The organism is Methanomassiliicoccales archaeon (assembly GCA_038740345.1).
GTDB lineage: Archaea > Thermoplasmatota > Thermoplasmata > Methanomassiliicoccales > UBA472 > JAJRAN01.
Genome location: JAVYMA010000002.1, coordinates 1 through 17,758, shown reverse-complemented (window position 1 = coordinate 17,758; position 17,758 = coordinate 1). Strand labels below are relative to the sequence as shown.

Below are 17,758 nucleotides of genomic sequence, written 5' to 3'. Positions count from 1 at the left end.
AACAAATAAGATCGATATTAAAAGGTAAGGAAAAGGTTTGAGGTTTGGCTCACTGAGCTTTCTGTTCCTCTGGTTGCTGTTGTTCTTCGGATGGCTGCCCCGCCTCCTCAGGCTTTTTGGTGATGGTTTTCTTTTCTGCAGCTCTGCGAACTATCCGACGAGCAGGCTTTGAGGGCTCCGAGGATTGCTCCGTGGATGCGGTAGTAGGCGCTTCGCTCATCATAGTCTTGTCGAACACGGTGCCGCATTTGCTGCAGATATTCGAACCCTTAGGGTTCAAAGTACCACAGATGGGGCAAGGGAAAGCTGATCCAGCAGCTTTTCTCTTCTGCTCTTCCTGAGAAAGCCACTTCTCGAAGGAAATGTACGAAGGCTGCTTCTTCCACCATTCCTGGAACTTCGCCTCACTGTATTTCTTCCCCAGTGCCTGTTTGCCCTGCTCTCGGAATGGCGCAACGTAGGCTTCATATTGTTCCCTCATCTTGCGCACGTAATCACTTTCCTCTTCGGGCAAAGGCTCGGATACGAATTTCACACCGCACTCAGGGCACTCCGAAGAGGAGACGGGGATCCAGGCACCACAATTGCTGCACTTGGCTGTGCCCGTCTCGAACTCCACGCCACACTTGGGACAACGCTTTGAGCTTTCCGGTATGAGGGCACCGCACTCACCGCATTCCACCATTCTCCCCAGGCCGCGGTAGAGCTTGAAGGAGAATGCGACTATTATCAGGACCACCAAGGCAATTATCAACAACCATACCCAGAAGGGCACTGAAGTCTCCGAAGGGCCTCTTACGATCTGGAAGCCTGCGGACATCACGGAGACGGTCTTATTGTCAATGGTTACACTCGCTGAAGCCACATAAGTGCCCTCTTTCACATTGGCTGGTATATGCAGAGTGCCCTGGAATACGCCAGATGGGCCGGTGTAAACTGTCACATTCTCAATTATCGGCCTAGGCAGGCCAGTGGTCATTATGGTCAGCACCACCGCTTGGTTGGGCAATGGCGCCCCTGTACGCGAATTGGTTACCACTCCCGAGACGATGATATTGGAGTCTACTTTTTGCTCTCCAAGAGGCACGCTAATGCTGATCTGAGGCACAGGCGGATTCACTCTGAACGTTTTAGTCAGGATGTTATTGCCCTCATTGGTTTCATTGACCTGACTATTGTAATCCACTGTCGCTCGGATGGTATAGTTCCCCGATGTGGTGGTGTTCACTATCCAGGACTGTTCTATTCTTATCGTCTCATTGGCTCTCACATCGCGCGAGACTATGAAGAGAGTCATATAGTAGCCATCAGAGTCTCCCGCCTCAAACCTGATCTTTACACCCATAGCATTAGTGAAGCCATCGTTCTTTAGAGAGACTCTCATCACTATTGTCTCTCCCAATACGGCTTCGGTAACCTCGCTGCTTCCAGAGGTGAAATTCAAGGTACCCACGAACATGAGATCAGGACGGTTATCGACCACAATCACGCCCTGTGAGAGGCGGTTGTTGTTGTAATTGGTCTCGATCACGGTGCGGGCTGGGTTCACATCCACCCAAATGGTGCGTGTCTGGAACTTGGCACCAGCTATGGGTTGTACTATCCAGGATCCGGTAACAGTGACTGTCTGACCAGATGCCACAGAGCTAATGGTCTTGGTATCGAATAGCCTGCCTGTCCCGATGGAACCCTCCCAGAAGTTGACCACGACATTGGCCGCAGCCGTCTGACCGATATTGGCTATGGCTGCATCGACAAAGACCTGATTCCCCACGTAGATAGCAGTTAGAGGCCTGAAGGTTATGCTGCTAGGAGTTAGGTCAGCGTAGTTCCTTACTATGACAGGATAGGACACGTTGTTGTTAGAGGTTATCTGCTCTGGAATGGGGGGTATGCCCACATTCACCCTTATAATTAGGACATGATTCCCCGGTATTGTTGGCACCCAGGAAACACTCGCTGCTCCAGTACCCCCAAGGCCCGGGACGGTAGGAATCAACGCGTATCCTATTAGCACTTGCTGACCGCCCGGCATCACGTCGGTGAAGGATACATTGACATTGCTTGCGGCGATGTCACCACTATTGTGCACAACCACAGTTATGGATGCTGAAGAGTTAGTAGTAGGCGATGCTGGAGTCACAGTAACATCTACCTCGCTAATGTATAAGTCTACTACTCCTCTCACCTCGACCAAGGTCCAATTTGTATTGTCATCCACGGTGAGCTCTTTTATCAAATTCAAGGGATCGATGACCACCGAGATGTTATGCAAACCTAGTGGATAACTCGCCCTCCAAACAACACTCACGATAACGGTCTCCCCAGGCGATATCTTTGGTACTATAATATCGGAAATGACACTGGTGCCATCTTTGAAGCGTACCATCACATTGTTAGCATCGACTACTCCCACATTGGTTACATGAGTGGTTATGGTAACATTCTCGTTGCGATATGGCTGCGAGTTGGAAACGAAGATTGGCGGATCCAAATCCGGTAGAGCCGAAGGGATGCTAATCGATTTGACATAGCTCAACGCTGATAATGGCTCTGCATATGGTGCTAGGGAAACTGGAACCACGCTGGATTCGTATGGTGTGCCTTGGAACCAATAAGTGGCATTCAACCTATAGTTACCCAGGTAGTTTGCTCCGTTGGCGTCTATTCGATCGCAAAGCGCAGCGAACAATACCGTGCCGTCCGCTGATGCGCGTACCGAGCTGAATAGGGTACCATTGACATAGAAGCGGATCTGGACCACGGCATTGGGAATGGCATAATTATTACCATCTAAAACTGTCGCTTTTACCCATCTATAGTGGAGCACAAGTGCGCCCTCAATCGGTCTCAAGGCTGGGACTCTTACGCTCACAAGATAAGCTACGGCATTACCACCGAAGGCGTTCCACGAAGTTAGGAAAGTAGTATTCCAGGCCCACACTCTTGCAGATGAGCTTGAGGGAGCTGAGATGCCGGAGCCAATGGTGGAGTTCAGGAGGTACACTTTGGATAAGCCGTCAAGTCTCATAATTACTGAGGAATGAACCGTGGATTCCTCGATGCGTACTACAGCATTCCCTGATGCATACAGCCAAATATTGAAGTCGGAGCTCAAGGTGGCCTTGTACAGTTCTAATCGCCCGTTGTCCTGGACGAATATCTGGAATTGATAATTGCTGTCTTGATCTATGGCTAAACCACCATTTCTGATCCTCAGCGCCCCGTTATCCATAACGATAACCCGGCCACGATGGTTGAAGGTGGTTCCTTCCAATTCCACTATATTATTATCATCTACTATGATGTCCCACTCGCTTATCGGTATAATCGCTTGAATGACGAGAGTTATTTTAGCATCGCTCACAGACAAGGGAGCAGAATAGGGAGACAGGGAAACTGCAGCCTCAGATGCGTAATATGTCCGTGCCATGAAAGCGTATGAAGCATTCAAGGCATACCTGCCATGATACATGCTACCAGTCGCGGTTATCACATCGCACAGAGCTGCGAACCTTAGCGCACCCGCCACGTTTGTCACCGCGGCTGAGACATCACTCCTATTGACATAGTAACGCAATACCACCTCAGCGCCAGCTATCCTATTGTTGGCCAGGTCTACCACCGTCACCTCTATGTTGCGATAGTGGTAGATGAGTGCGTTCTCCTTGGCGACCAAAGAAGGAGTGGAAACGCTTGTCAAATAGGCGATGGCTTTGCCACCGAACGAGGATAGCGATTTGGTGAAAGTAGTAGAAGATGCCCTGAGTATCGAATTCGATGAAGTCGGGGCGACCAGTTCAGCATGAACAGTTGACCTCTCAATGCTGAACTGCGAATAACCGTCCAGTTTAATCTTCAACCCATCAGAGAGCAAGGAATCGTTGACCCATACGATCGCATCCTCCATCACATACATCCAAATCGATTTGGTCGTAGCCAGGGTGGCTCCCTCGATTATCAATCTTCCTTGGTCCATAACGTATATCTGGAATTGGCCATCATAATCCTCGAACATAGTGAATGTGGCCGACCGGATGATAAGAGTTCCTTGCTCCATTACTATCACGCGGCCACGCTGACTAAACGAAGCTCCTGAGAATGTCACTACATTTGAGTCGTCCACTACCAAATCTGTGTCCATAAGAGATAAATCAACGGTTATCGCTCTGCTCGCCAGGTTATTGGCATAAGAGTATTCTTTTGGAGATTGTCCAGCATTCACTTGCACATAAATGTCGTATGTTCCTATTTCAGTCGGGGTCCAGACGAAATTTGTAGTGTTGGCTGCACCTTTGGTGACGTTAATTATATTCGTTCCTATTAACTGACCGCTTGTCCTGGGATCTCCGATGTAGAAAGATACAGTGACGTCCTTGGCGTCGGCTCTGCCCAATGCATTAGATACCACTACCGTCGTGGTCACAGGACTGTTGGAAAAGGCTGGCTGCGGAGTGAAAGAGATGTCGGTGGATGTAACTGAAAGCTCGGGCAGATTCGCCAAGACGGTGAAAGATAATGACCTCTCATTGTTCACCTCGCTACTTTCCGCAACCACATTCTTCGGATCCACGCGGGCGGTAATCGTGTGCATACCTGCTGGCGTAGCCACCCAAGAGAACTGCACTTCCACCGTGGCCCCCGGTCCAATTATGCCCACCGTCTGCTCACCTGTCCAAGTGCTTAGCGAATCAGTTAAGTTTACCACAACATTCCGAGCACCTGTGAGACCGTTGTTCCGCACTTGAACCGAGATTGTGGCGATGTCATCCACGAAGATTGTGGAAGGTGCTACAGACATGGAATTGATCTGCAGGTCTGGCCTATCCAAGTACAAATCAGGCATGGTGAACTCAATTATCCTTGTTTGATTTTCTTTTCCGATCGCGGGATAAGAGTCGAATGAGATCGCTACCTGGCCTGAATAGAACACGGAGCTGACATTCGTATAATTAATGAATAAATTGTAACCATGGATGGGTACCAGATTTGGTAGCTGGTCAGTTCGGGTCAGAATATCTGAAAGTAGAGGCAGCATTACGGAGCCCGACTCATTCGTTATCTTGTAGTTCTCAGTATTTCTATTCAAATAGCTGAGCACTTCAGAGGGCGGTACAGGGGACACTCCAGATGGGGTATAATAATAGGCTTGTCCACCATTGCTCAACAAAGTGGCATTCACGAATGCACCACTTATTGGAAGCTGCTGCTCATCTACCGCGTTCACATCCGCCCAGCGGTAAACGTATATGGCAGGTCCAGTTTCAACTGTTATCGCAATGCGGTCAAACTGTACCAATTGTGCTCTGGTGTTTGTAAACGAAATCTTCAAGTTATTCAGCTTCGAAACGTCTGTGATTCCTGCCGAATATAAATCAAAATTATACGTTGTTAAAGTAGTTGAAGATGGTCTAATGCTAGTATTATACAACAAACTCCATGAAGTCCCCCATTTTACATATTGATCAACGACATAGCCAGCTGCAACTCTCACAGATACAGTCAAGGTGACAGCTGATAACGGTCCGCTTATGTCTCCTACGTTGAAGTTCTCAAGTGCCATTACCTGATTGGCTGCCACATCATAGTATACTCCATCCACGCTCCTGAGTGTGGCCAAGGAGGAGGTAGTGTTGTCAAGAGTTCCTTTAGAAATAGGATAAGCAGAAGTTGTGCCTGAGGAGATAAAGTAAGCAGGTACGCGCTCATATTCGATGTCCTCTTCTTCAACATCCCCCCACACACCATACAAATAGGCATTTGACGCATCTCTCACATTCAGCTGATTGTGAGCTATGCGATCGTTGTTGAAATCAACGTCCAGATAAGTATCCAGGGCAATAAGGCTGCTCGAACCTGCCATGGTGATGTTGCGATAAGTAGGTAGAGAGAAGGTGATGTCGAACCATACCCTGTTGATATAAACGAAGCCCGGCGAACTGACAGCGTTGTTGGAGAAACTGATGTTTAGATTCCTCAAATCGGCGGAGGACATAGCTGGCATAGCGAATGATTCCACGGCCTCGATGTTCACATTAGGATCATATGAGAGGTGTGTGTCACGAGGCTGGATGGTTGTGGTCGTTAAGGCACCGTTCTCATAGCTCCATAAGAAGTATGATGTTCCGTCATAGCCTAAATCGGTCTTATATTTAACATGCATGGTGATGGAATAGCTTGTTGACGCGGGGAATACCAATCCATCGATGGCCACAGACCCCAAAGAAAGGGTCTGACCAGGCCCTACCATCACATACCTGCTGTCATCCATGGTTATATTCACCAAAGGGCCCATGGCAGTATTGGCCGCGGTAAAGGAATTAACATTTCTGGATAAGGTGTACTGCACGAGATTCCTCGTAGCATCATCAGAGGCGAAGGGATAGTTGTGATTATACGTGCTTGGCGGGAGAGGCACGCTCGAATTTTCATAGATGCGCTCTACTCTCGAGTTCATCAAAGTGCAGGTGCTAGAGACCGATAGAATCACAGCCGAGTCATCGAAAAAATCGGATGGGAAATAGCTTGGGATACAATATTTGCTTATGTCGGTTGATAAGTGTCCCGTCACCACGCTATCCGTCAATACTAATTGAGACGAATCCACCACAATATGACCTGGGAATTTGAGCACGGAGTCGGTGGCTTGAAGAACCCCACCGTTGCGAACCAGCACACCCAGGCTAGGATAGTTGAAGATGGTATCTAGATGGGTGGTAAGGGTGGCACGATTCAGGATAAGTCGACCGCCGTCTTCTATTATTAATTTGTACACATGATCGTCAGCGGTCCCAGGGATGCGATCCATACCAATATCTTGGGCAAAGCTCAGCGTACCATCATTTATTGTTACAATACCGCCGGATCGAATGGTAAGATTTCCTCTCATCTTAATCTCAGCGCCGTTAAGATTAGGATTTATCGGCCAAGTACTGAACTCATAATCTGAGCCAATGATCACATCCCCATTCGGCAGAATGGAGGGCAATGCAGCCTCACTCTCTTCAGGGACGACTATTAGAAGTCCGGCGAACAGAGAAGTCACTAGACACCATACAATTGCAAAGCTAATTATCCTATTCTCAATGGAACTGCTCATGCGACACCCACCTAACTCGAGGTTCCACCTGCAGAAATAAGCAAAGTCTGGCTATAAATAGATTCGTTTACAAGTCGTATTTTTTGAATTCTTAGAGTCAGAAAAACGCTACCTAAAGATCGATGATAAAAACAGATGCATCAAGCGCATCCATAGCATCGAATCAGTTTAGCCAGTATCGATATGAACTCACTTGCGTTTGATGATTTTGCGAATGGACACCGATTTCTTCCCCTCGGTCTCCTTGCGCTCCTCCTCGCTCCGCTTTTCCTCTGGCTTGGGCTCCAAAGGCTTTAGCTCCTCTTTCTGTTCGACCTTCTCCTCTGCCTTTTCCTGCACGGGCTGTGCCTTTGGCTCTGATACTGTGGGTTCCTTGGGCTTTGGATTCTTCAGGTCAGCCCCGCAAGCATAACAAGAATCCGCGGAAGCGCTGACGATGGTGCGGCATTCAGGGCAGAAAATCTCGGCTAGGCCCGATTCCTCGCTCTCCACTATAGATGTTTCAACTTCCTTTACAGCTGCGGTTTGGTTTACAACTTCTGCCTTATCCCCAGTCTTTTCTGATGAAGTCGGTTGCTGCCAGATAGGTTGAGGTTCCGAGGAGGCTTCCATTTTAGCGATGCTTGAAGCTTTCTCCAATGTCCTCTCCCTTCTTGCTAGCTCTGCCTCCCTATCGTTCAGCTTCCTCTCCCAATCCACGAATCTTCTCTGCTCCTCCATCACCAAGCGCTTGCTCTCTGCCAGCAGATCCTCTTGCTCTTGCAGCGCCTTTATCTTAACCAGCATCTCTTCGCGCCGGCTCGATAATTCATCGAGGATTTTGGCCAAATTCCTCTCCTCGGAGAGCATCTTCTCTTCTAAAGCTTGATACTTGGCTGCATATTCCTTAATCGCTGCTTCGTATTGAGAGGATAACTCTGAAAGGCGAAGTAATTCAGCTTCCTTTTCCGTAAGTTCCTTATCCCTTTTCTCAATCGTGATGCGGGCCATATTGATCTCATCCTGGAGCTCTCGCAAAGAAGTTTCCAGCATAATCAAATCCTTCTCTTTCTTGGCGACATTCATCTCCCTCGGCTTGAGTTCGGCATCTCTGGCTTCGACCTCTTTCTCACGTAATATGAGCTTTTCCTCCCGTTTGTCCAGGGAATCGGCGCGTTGGCGCAGTGTCGCCTCCACCGCGTCGAGCTCGTCCTTGCGCTTCTTTATCTCCGCTTCCTGCGCCTTTATCTTCTCTTTGAATTCCTCGATTACCTGCCAGATCGGAACACTGTCGCCGGACAGATCTACCCCTCCAATGAGCTCAACGATTATTTTGTAGAGCGTGCCAGAAATTGACGGAACACACTATTAATCCTTTTCCAGTATTTCCAGATTCGTAAATCATATTCAAAGTGGTCGACCTAAGTCATTGTGGGACCAAGTATGGTCATGCCTGCACCAGGACTCACCTCAACGGTGTGCCTTTCCATGGAGTGCTCGCAGGCGCGCATCTTCTCCACTCTCATATACCGCGCCATCTTCCCCTTCGAGCGATCGAGTCCCATCTCAATGATACCATCTACCAGAAAGCCCTCATTTCCTAATAAATCTGAGGGAGAGCCAGGCGCGCGCTCCATCACAATGAAGGAAATAAGGTTCAGGTCCCTCAAGGCCTTAAAGAAATAGAACATGCGCTTCCTCATGCCTGTAGAGTTTTCCATCAAAGAGTATAAGGCCCCTAACGAATCCAAGGTGAAGACGGTGAACTTGTCCCCATGTTTCTTCTTATAATACGTGAGCATTTGTTCCACGAACTGTACATAATCCGTGGGATTATCTACCTCCACGATCTCATCAAGCTCCCTTAAGTCAGTGAAGTCTGATATTTCCAGATTAGGGGAGAGCTTCATGCCTAATGAGCGCATATTGCGCAAGTGCGACTCCCCGCTCTCCTCCAGAGTCACATAGAGTCCGAACTCTTTTGTTCTCTCTAGGTAGGAGGACATTACTGAATAGCAGAAGCTTGTCTTCATAGAGCCGGGAGGTCCAGTGACTAGAACCACTTTGGGAGCCTCGATGTCAGTGCGAAATACCTTCTCGAGGCCTGGTATCGAGTTCTTGAACATGATGCGCACCGCTGATGGATGAGAATTCAATCAGGTCTAGCATTATAAAACTTTTTGGGAGTTGAATCAGCTGGTGATAATCATACATCGACATGTCATTCACCATTGGTGTCTTCGCTCTCCGAAATGGTATCGGTGGGAAACATGCTGTCATCCTCTCTGGCATCCGTAGCTGCCACAGTCGCCCTCTCATGTTCGCCTACAAGCCTCTCTACAGCTATGACCTTCTCTCCTTCCTCCAAGCGTTTGGCCCGGACGCCCATGGTGACCCTTCCCGTGACGCGGAATTCGGATACGCTTGTGCGTATGACGTTTCCACGGTCGGAGGCGATTAAGATGTCATCTTCCTCAGAAACGGCCAGCACAGCCACTACTTTACCGTTCTTCTCAGTTACCCTGATGGCCTTGATCCCTTTTCCTCCGCGATGGGTCTTGCGGAAGGTATCCCGCTCCTGCTCCTCCTCTGTCTCCTCCTCTTCTCCTTCATCCTCGTCCTCTTCCTCTACGGAGGAGGGTTTACCCACCACAGAGACCTTGCCATAACCTTTCTCAGTCACCGTGAGCAGCCTTGACTCAGGTGTTACCAGGGCCATGCTAACCACTTCATCACCTTCTCGCAGGCGTATGCCAATGACCCCTGTGGCAGGACGACCCATCGGCCTAACCCCAGTTCCTTTTTCCGGGTCATATTTCAGGTCAAAGCGGATGGCACGACCATCCCTTGTGGCCAGGATGACTTCCTTGTTATCATCTGTTACTTTGGTATCTATGAGTTCATCGCCTTCGTTCAGGCCCAATGCAATAATACCATTTGAGCGCACATTCTTATAAGCATCTAAGCGCGTCTTCTTGATCATACCTTGCTTGGTGGCAAATACCACAAAGAGGTCTTCGGAGAACTTTTTCACCGGCGCCTTGTCAATTACCTTCTCTCCTTCCTCCAAATGAGGAAGCAGATTGACAATCGGCTTTCCCTTAGAATGCCTCTGCCCTACAGGAATTTTATAAGTCTTGAGCAGGAACATCTTCCCCTTGTTAGTGAAGAACATGATATCGTCATGAGTGCTGGAAACGAAGAGGTCAGTGACGTGATCCTCCTCCTTGGTCTCCATGCCCATGAGCCCCATACCACCTCTCCTCTGCTGTTTGTACGTGGATAAGGGAATGCGCTTTACATAGCCATCGGAAGTGATCATGACCACCATGTCCTCGATGGGAATCAGATCTTCCTCGTCCAGATCCTGCGCGTATGGAATTATTTCCGTTCTCCTGTCATCACCATACTTCTCCTTAAGCTCAAGCAGCTCGGAGCGTATGATGCTCATTATCTTCTGCTCTGAGGCCAATATCTCCTCCAGCTTCCGCATTAATTCAACTACGTCGGTGAATTCTTTATGTAATGCCTCCAACTCCAGCCCTGTTAGCTTCTGCAATCGCATTTCCAAGATGGCCTTGGCCTGTTCCTCATCGAGCTGAAAGCGGGCCATGAGCCCGTCTCTGGCCTCTTCAGTGGACTGGGCGGAACGGATAATAGCTATGGTCTCATCCAAGGAATCAACTGCCTTTATAAGCCCCTGAAGGATGTGATGGCGCTTCTGCGCCTCCTTTAACTCATAGCGAGTGCGCCGTGTAACTACTTCCTTGCGGTAATTCAGATGGTGTTGCAGCGTCTCCTTCAGAGTCAATACCTTGGGTTCATTGTTCACCAGGGCGAGGTTGATGACCCCAAAAGTGACCTCTAGCGCAGAGTGTTGGAATAGCTGATTGAGGACTATCTCCTCCATCGCATCGCGGCGCAGGTCCATGACTATGCGCATACCGTCACGGTCGCTCTCGTCCCTTAGATCGGTGATGCCTTCCACCTTCTTGTCCTTGATTAGCTGGGCAATGCCCTCTAGGAGAGTGGACTTGTTCACCTGATAAGGTATCTCGGTCACAACTATGCTCTTTTTACCATTCTTCTCCTCAATCTTGGTCTTGGCTCTGACCTTAAGACGGCCTTTACCAGTGGAATACGCCTCCAATATTCCATTCATCCCGTAGATTATGCCACCAGTAGGGAAGTCAGGACCTTTGATGTACTGCATTAGCTCATTTACTTCCATATCAGGCCTGTCGATAAGGGCAGTGAGAGCATCCACTACCTCCCTCAGGTTATGAGGAGGGATGTTGGTCGCCATGCCCACGGCGATTCCTGATGTGCCATTTATCAGCAGGTTAGGAAGCTTGGCAGGAAGAACTGATGGCTCTTTGAGGCTGCTGTCGAAATTATCTACCCAATCCACGGTGTCCTTCTCCAGGTCCACCAACATCTCCTCTGCGAGCTTGTTCAAGCGGCATTCAGTGTAACGCATAGCCGCAGCGGCATCACCGTCGATGGACCCAAAATTCCCTTGCCCATCCACCAACACATATCTCATCGAGAAAGGTTGGGCCAGGCGCACCAAGGCGTCATACACTGCCATATCTCCATGAGGATGGAATTGACCCAGAACGTTACCCACCACCCTGGCGCTCTTTTTATAAGGTTTCCCTGAGGTGATGCCCGAATCGTACATGGAGTAAAGGATGCGGCGATGGACCGGTTTCAATCCGTCCCTGACATCTGGTAGAGCTCGGGAGACGATCACGCTCATGGCATAATCAATGTAGCACTTCTCCATCTCCTTCTCGATAGGGCGGTTAACCACCGCTTTCCTCTCCAGGGCGGGCGGCTCTTTAACTTCTGCACCTTCCATTTCGACCACCTACACATCCAGATTCTCGACTTCTTTAGCATGGGTGATGATGAATTCTCGCCTGGGTTGAACCTCGTCACCCATGAGGATGGTGAATAACTCATCCGCCCTGACCGCATCCTCGATGGTCACCTGCTTCATCACCCTTCTCGCTGGATCCATGGTCGTCTCCCAGAGCTGATGGGGATTCATCTCCCCCAGTCCTTTATAGCGTTGCACCTGGGCACCCTTGCCCAGCTCCTCTAAGGCCATGGCTTTCTCTTTTTCGGTATAAACGTACTTCTCTCGATTGCCTCGGTACACACGATATAGGGGGGGCTGAGCGATGTAAACGTAGCCGCTTTCGATGAGCGGCCTCATGTAGCGGAAGAAGAGGGTTAACAGAAGGGTGCGGATATGTGCTCCATCAACATCGGCATCGGTCATTATGATAATCTTATGATACCTAACATTGGCTATGTTGAAATCCTGCCCTATTCCGCAGCCTAGAGCGGTTATGAGATTGCGTATCTCTTGGTTCTTTAGGATTTTGTCCATACGCGCCTTCTCCACATTCAATATCTTGCCTCGAATGGGCAATATGGCCTGAAACTCACGATTACGACCCTGACGGCTGCTGCCACCGGCACTATCCCCTTCCACGATGAAGAGCTCACTCTTGGCCGGATCCTTTTCCGTACAGTCCGAAAGCTTACCTGGCAGAGAGGTGGACTCCAAGTACCCCTTTCGGCGGGTTAGGTCTCGAGCTTTGCGCGCTGCCTCCCGCGCTTGCGCTGCCAGCATGCAACGCTTGACTACCGTCTCAGCCACTTTAGGATTCTCCTCGAGATACTCGTATAACTTGGTGTTGAGCGTGCTCTCCACGATACCTTTGACCTCAGAATTGCCCAACTTGGTCTTGGTCTGTCCTTCGAACTGAGGCTCTGGAACTCTTATGCTGAGAATAGCGGTCAAGCCTTCACGTACATCCTCACCAGTGAAAGGTTCATCGTTCTGTTTCAAGAAATTATACTTCCTGGCATAATCATTGATGGTTCTGGTGAGGGCCGAGCGGAAGCCCGCTAGATGCGTCCCCCCCTCTATGGTGTTAATATTGTTTACATAAGTGAAGATGCTCTCATTAAATGCATCCGTATACTGCATAGAGAGCTCCACCACCATACCCTCTGGCTCAGCGTAGATGTAAATCGGTTTCTCATGCAGAACAGTTTTAGTCTTGTTCAATGAGGCTACGAACTCATTTATGCCACCTTCATAATGGAAATGCTCTTCCCTTCCGTTCCGCATGTCCTTGAAATTAATCACTACATTCCGGTTGAGAAAGGCCAAGTCTCTTAGGCGATGGGCCAGGGTCTCATCATCGAAATTTGTATCAGGGAATATCTCTGGATCTGGCTTGAAGGTGATGGTGGTACCTGTGCCCTCTGCCGGGCCGATGTCATGCAGGGCCTCGACCAGTTCCCCACGCTCGAATTTTATGGCCTTTTCCCTACCCTCCTTCCTCACGCGCACCTCTAACCATAACGATAGAGAGTTGACTACCGTGAGGCCTACGCCATGCAGTCCGCCAGACACCTTATAGGATTTCCTATCGAATTTCCCACCAGCATGCAGATGAGTGAGAACTACCTCCACCGCAGGTTTTCCATATTTTTCGATGATGCCTGTAGGTATGCCCCTCCCATCATCGGCCACAGTGACGCTTCCGTCCTGATTTATAGTGACGTCGATGCGGCTGCAGAATCCCGCCATGGCCTCATCGATGCTGTTATCCACCACCTCGTAAACGAGGTGATGCAGCCCTCTTGCGTCTGTTGATCCTATATACATCCCTGGCCGCTTGCGCACGGCCTGCAAACCTTCGAGAACCTGAATGCGATCGGCCGTGTAGCTTGAGTCCTCCATCGATTTCACCCGTGATGCTCTTTTTGCCCTAGGTCAAAGGTCGCTGCGAACTAACTGGAGAGTTCACTCTTTCCCATCCCCTTCGACGATAATTCCTAAAGGATTGATTGTATTTATATCCTTCTAGGATTGTCTGGATATATAAATGAGAAAGCGCTTTGAACATGAGCTTTAGGGAAGAGGTTCGAGCACCTTTCACCTCGGATTACCTTTAGTCTTCAAGACGAGTTCCGCTCTCTAGGTGAACTTTCAAATAGGACGCTGCAGGCTAGGGGAACGAATGACATTGATGGAGAGACTTTGCACCGAAATGTCGAGAGAGATAAAAGAGGTGGCTGAGCAGGAAGGGGTCGAACTCGAAACGGTGCGCCGAGGGGTTCTTAAAGGAAGGATCGTCATACCACGAAACCCACGGCATGCCCCCAAGCCATGCGGTATAGGAGAAGGTTTGAGGGTGAAAGTGAACGTAAACGTAGGCACGTCTAGGGATCATTGCGTTCCAGAGGAGGAGATGGAGAAGGTCAGGATATCTCTGCGCTATGGCGCTGACACCATTATGGATCTTAGCACTGGAGGAGATATTGACGAAATGAGGAGATCCATACTGAAGGTGGTTGATATCCCTGTAGGGACCGTTCCTATATATCAGACAGGATTGCGCCTGGCAAGGCACGGCGCAGTGGTGGACATGGATGAGGATGATATCTTTCGGGGCATAGAGCTGCATGCCAAGGATGGCGTGGACTTTATGACGGTCCATTGTGGAATCACCCGAGAGAGCGTTTCCTGGTTGAGGAGATCCGGAAGGCTAACGGACGTAGTTTCGCGGGGAGGGGCGTTCCTGGTAGCATGGATACTACACCACGATTTGGAGAATCCTCTTTACCAGCGTTTCGACTACCTGCTAGAGATGGCGAGAGAGCACCAATTCACACTATCTCTTGGGGACGGACTTAGGCCTGGCTGCATTCACGATGCCAGCGATGCAGCACAGCTCTCCGAGCTCTTCATTCTAGGTAGACTGGTTAAGCGGGCTCGGGAGGCTGGGGTCCAAGCCATGGTGGAAGGGCCGGGGCATGTCCCTCTGGACCAGATTGAAGCCAATGTGCGCCTGCAGAAGGCGGTCTGCGATGGGGCCCCCTTCTACGTCCTAGGTCCTTTGGTCACGGATATCGCTCCAGGATATGATCACATAACCGCTGCCATCGGGGGGGCCATGGCGGCCTATGCTGGTGCGGATTTCCTTTGCTATGTGACTCCTGCGGAGCATCTCTCTCTGCCCACTCCTGAGGATGTGAAGGAGGGGCTCATAGCCTCTAAGATAGCTGCTCACGCTGCTGATTTGGCGAGGGGGAGAGGCAGAGAAAAAGATGACCTCATGGCTTTGGCCAGGCGCAATCTAGATTGGGAAGGCATGTTTTCCCAAGCGCTCGACCCTGAAAAGGCTCGGGCCCTCCGTGCTCGAGGTCATAATGAGGACATGGAAGGATGCTCCATGTGCGGCGACGTTTGTGCAATCAAGATTGTTCGAAACTATCTCAAGAAGACTTAACAAAGGGGGAAACCAGAAGGGGGATGAATGGAGCCACTGGAGGGTTTCGAACCCCCGACCTACAGTTTACGAAACTGTCGCTCTCTAGCGGACCGGGGAATGGCCCGACCTGCCGCTGAGCTACAGTGGCACAAAATCCTCCAACAGGCCTACCTCATTTAAACCTTTCCAGGTACTCAGCGAATCCCGCACGGTATCGAACGATGGTGACTTTTCCTCATGAACTAATCTGGCTTGAACCAAAGTGATATATCGGGCCAAGACCTTTTTACAAGGGGTATCCTTGCTGGCGGAACTGGGCATTCCCGAGGGTCAGGTGGTAGATCGATATCGTGGTGGAGAGGGAGTGTTAAAAAGGGTGCTGGAAGATGTGAAGAGGTACGCCTTCTCTGGTTATATAAAGCTTCAATTCGAGTTCAACATCGACCGAGCGGAGGGAGTCCTGGTATTCAATAGCGGCGAGCCGGTTCTGGCCTTATATGCTTTCCGCAAAGGCGGAGTGATGAAGTCACAGCGGCTGTACAAAGGAGCGCAGGCCGTGGAATTCATATGGGAGGATTCTCTTCTGCCTGAATCTTCTATCTCGCTGCACAGCCGAGTAAGCATTCAAGACATCGAGCGCAGCCACCCTGATGCCAAGATAGGGAGGCTGGAGTTAGGCCCCCCTTCCAATCTTACCAATCCCCGCCTGGTTGGAGATGTGCAGAGATTGTCTGGCAGAAGTGACGAGGTGGCTTTGCGCATCCACGGTTGGGCTAAGGAAGGATACAATGTGAGCAATCTCATCCGCCTTTATTTATCAGACCCCAAAGCAGCGGCACGTTCTCTTCCCTACTTCGAGGCCAACATACAGCGCCTTCAAGGACTGGAAGAGGTTCTGCGCTTCCTAGACACTCAGGGTTATGAAAGGGAGGCGGAGTCCCTCATGCGCAGGATGCGCGACCCGGAAAAGGTCTTGGAGATCGAGACCGAGCTGGAGACGCTTAGGCGGAAGATCGAGGGTTTCGAAGAGCTTCCCGAGGAGACCCCCAAGGCCCAGATCCTTAAAGAGCTGGAGCGCAAAAGGGTGGATGAGAAGATTGATGGGGTGTACGAGCTCATCATGCAGTATCATAAACAAATAACCAGTCAAACCCCCAGTCCAGCCAAATGTCCCCGCTGCGGAAGTTCATTGGATGTCACAGGGGCATGCCCCACCTGTGCCCCGACCTCCACTAAGCCTTCCTTCGGTCGTCCCCTGAATCCACGCTATTCATTTGAGAACTTCGTGGTCGGCCCCAACTCCCGCTTCGCTGAGGCTGCGGCCAAAGCGGTGGCAGAGGCGCCAGGGCGCTCCTATAACCCCTTGTTCATCTACTCTCGCTCTGGCCTAGGGAAGACCCACCTGCTGCAGGCCATTGGAAATCACATCTCAAAATCCACTAAGGCCTTGGTGATCTTCGCTCCCACTGATGCTCTTGAAACGGAGATAATAAATGCCATCCAAGACAGGACGCTGGATCAGCTGCGGGCAGCTTACCGACGGGCGGATGTTCTCCTAATCGATGACGCTCAATTCTTGGCAGGCAAAGAGCGAATGCAGGAGGAGCTCTTCCAGATATTCAACGCCATACTGGATCGAGGAGGGCAAGTGGTCCTGACCTCAGATAGGCCGCCTAAGGAGATTCCCTCCCTCAGTGAAAGATTAGTCACCAGGTTCGAATCGGGATTGCTAGCAGACATACAGCCTCCTGACCTGGAGACGCGCCTTGCCATCTTGGAACGAAGGGTAAAAACCGAGGGGCTGCGCGTCCCTAAAGAAGTTTTAACGTTAATAGCTGAGGTCTTCAGGGATAACGTGCGTCAGCTAGAAGGAGGGCTGAATCGAGTGGTGGCCTTCTCCTCCTTGCTCAAATCCGAGATCACCTTGGAGAAGGCCCACGAGATACTAGGAATCGAGGCTCCCAAGGTCCCACACGCCCTCCCACGCTCGGAATTGACGGATGGCCACTCCTACCTGGTGGAGGAGGTGAAGCCAGAGATCGCGCATAGGCTGCTCCTCACCAAGGCCAAGGAGGGGTATGCCTCGCTAGGCATTGTGCGTGGCCATCCCAAAGCATTGCGAAGCCGCGCAGGTAATTTGGACCTAACGCTTTTATGGCTCACGGATAGGGAGTCGTCTCAGGAAAAGACCATCCCTCCTTCGCTGGAGAGGATCATGAGCATTATAGAGTCCTTCCTGGAGCAAAAGCCGAAGGCAGTGATCATGCTCGATGACATCCAGTATCTGATCTCTAACAATGGCTTCGAGGGTGTGGTGCGCTTCTTGCGCAATGTGGTGGACAGCGTTTCTGAGCGCAAGGCCATTTTTCTCGTCTCC

Annotated in this window: 7 protein-coding genes and 1 tRNA gene; 2 read left to right on the top strand and 6 right to left on the bottom strand. The window is 50.3% G+C overall.

Annotated elements, in window-relative coordinates:
* Positions 1-49: 49 nt before the first annotated feature.
* The 5 genes from QW520_00950 to gyrB form a co-directional block, all read right to left on the bottom strand.
* Positions 50-7,099 (bottom strand): CARDB domain-containing protein, encoded by a 7,050-nt coding sequence (locus QW520_00950; protein MEM0448377.1) that lies wholly within the window; start codon positions 7,097-7,099, stop codon positions 50-52.
* 189 nt (positions 7,100-7,288) lie between these two features.
* The gene (locus QW520_00945; GenBank protein MEM0448376.1) at positions 7,289-8,275 is read right to left on the bottom strand and encodes a hypothetical protein; all 987 of its coding nucleotides are present in this window, start codon (positions 8,273-8,275) and stop codon (positions 7,289-7,291) included.
* A 224-nt stretch (positions 8,276-8,499) separates the two neighbouring features.
* Positions 8,500-9,234, bottom strand: a complete 735-nt coding sequence (locus tag QW520_00940) for an RAD55 family ATPase (GenBank protein MEM0448375.1) — start codon at positions 9,232-9,234, stop codon at positions 8,500-8,502.
* A 65-nt stretch (positions 9,235-9,299) separates the two neighbouring features.
* On the bottom strand, positions 9,300-11,942 hold the full coding sequence (gyrA, locus tag QW520_00935) for a DNA gyrase subunit A (protein ID MEM0448374.1): 2,643 nt from the start codon (positions 11,940-11,942) through the stop codon (positions 9,300-9,302).
* A gap of 9 nt (positions 11,943-11,951) precedes the next feature.
* Positions 11,952-13,847 carry a DNA topoisomerase (ATP-hydrolyzing) subunit B gene (gene gyrB, locus QW520_00930; GenBank protein ID MEM0448373.1) on the bottom strand — a complete coding sequence of 632 codons (1,896 nt, stop codon included), beginning with the start codon at positions 13,845-13,847 and terminating at the stop codon, positions 11,952-11,954.
* 280 nt (positions 13,848-14,127) lie between these two features.
* Between gyrB and thiC the strand changes: the two genes are divergently transcribed.
* The gene (thiC, locus tag QW520_00925) at positions 14,128-15,399 is read left to right on the top strand and encodes a phosphomethylpyrimidine synthase ThiC (GenBank protein ID MEM0448372.1); all 1,272 of its coding nucleotides are present in this window, start codon (positions 14,128-14,130) and stop codon (positions 15,397-15,399) included.
* A gap of 28 nt (positions 15,400-15,427) precedes the next feature.
* Here thiC and QW520_00920 read toward each other — a convergent pair.
* Positions 15,428-15,529 (bottom strand) — tRNA-Thr (locus tag QW520_00920).
* Positions 15,530-15,682: 153 nt separating this feature from the next.
* On the opposite strand from QW520_00920, the gene QW520_00915 reads away from it, so the two are divergent.
* Positions 15,683-17,758, top strand: a 2,076-nt coding sequence (locus tag QW520_00915) for a DnaA/Hda family protein (GenBank protein ID MEM0448371.1), incomplete at its 3' end; no start/stop codon positions are given.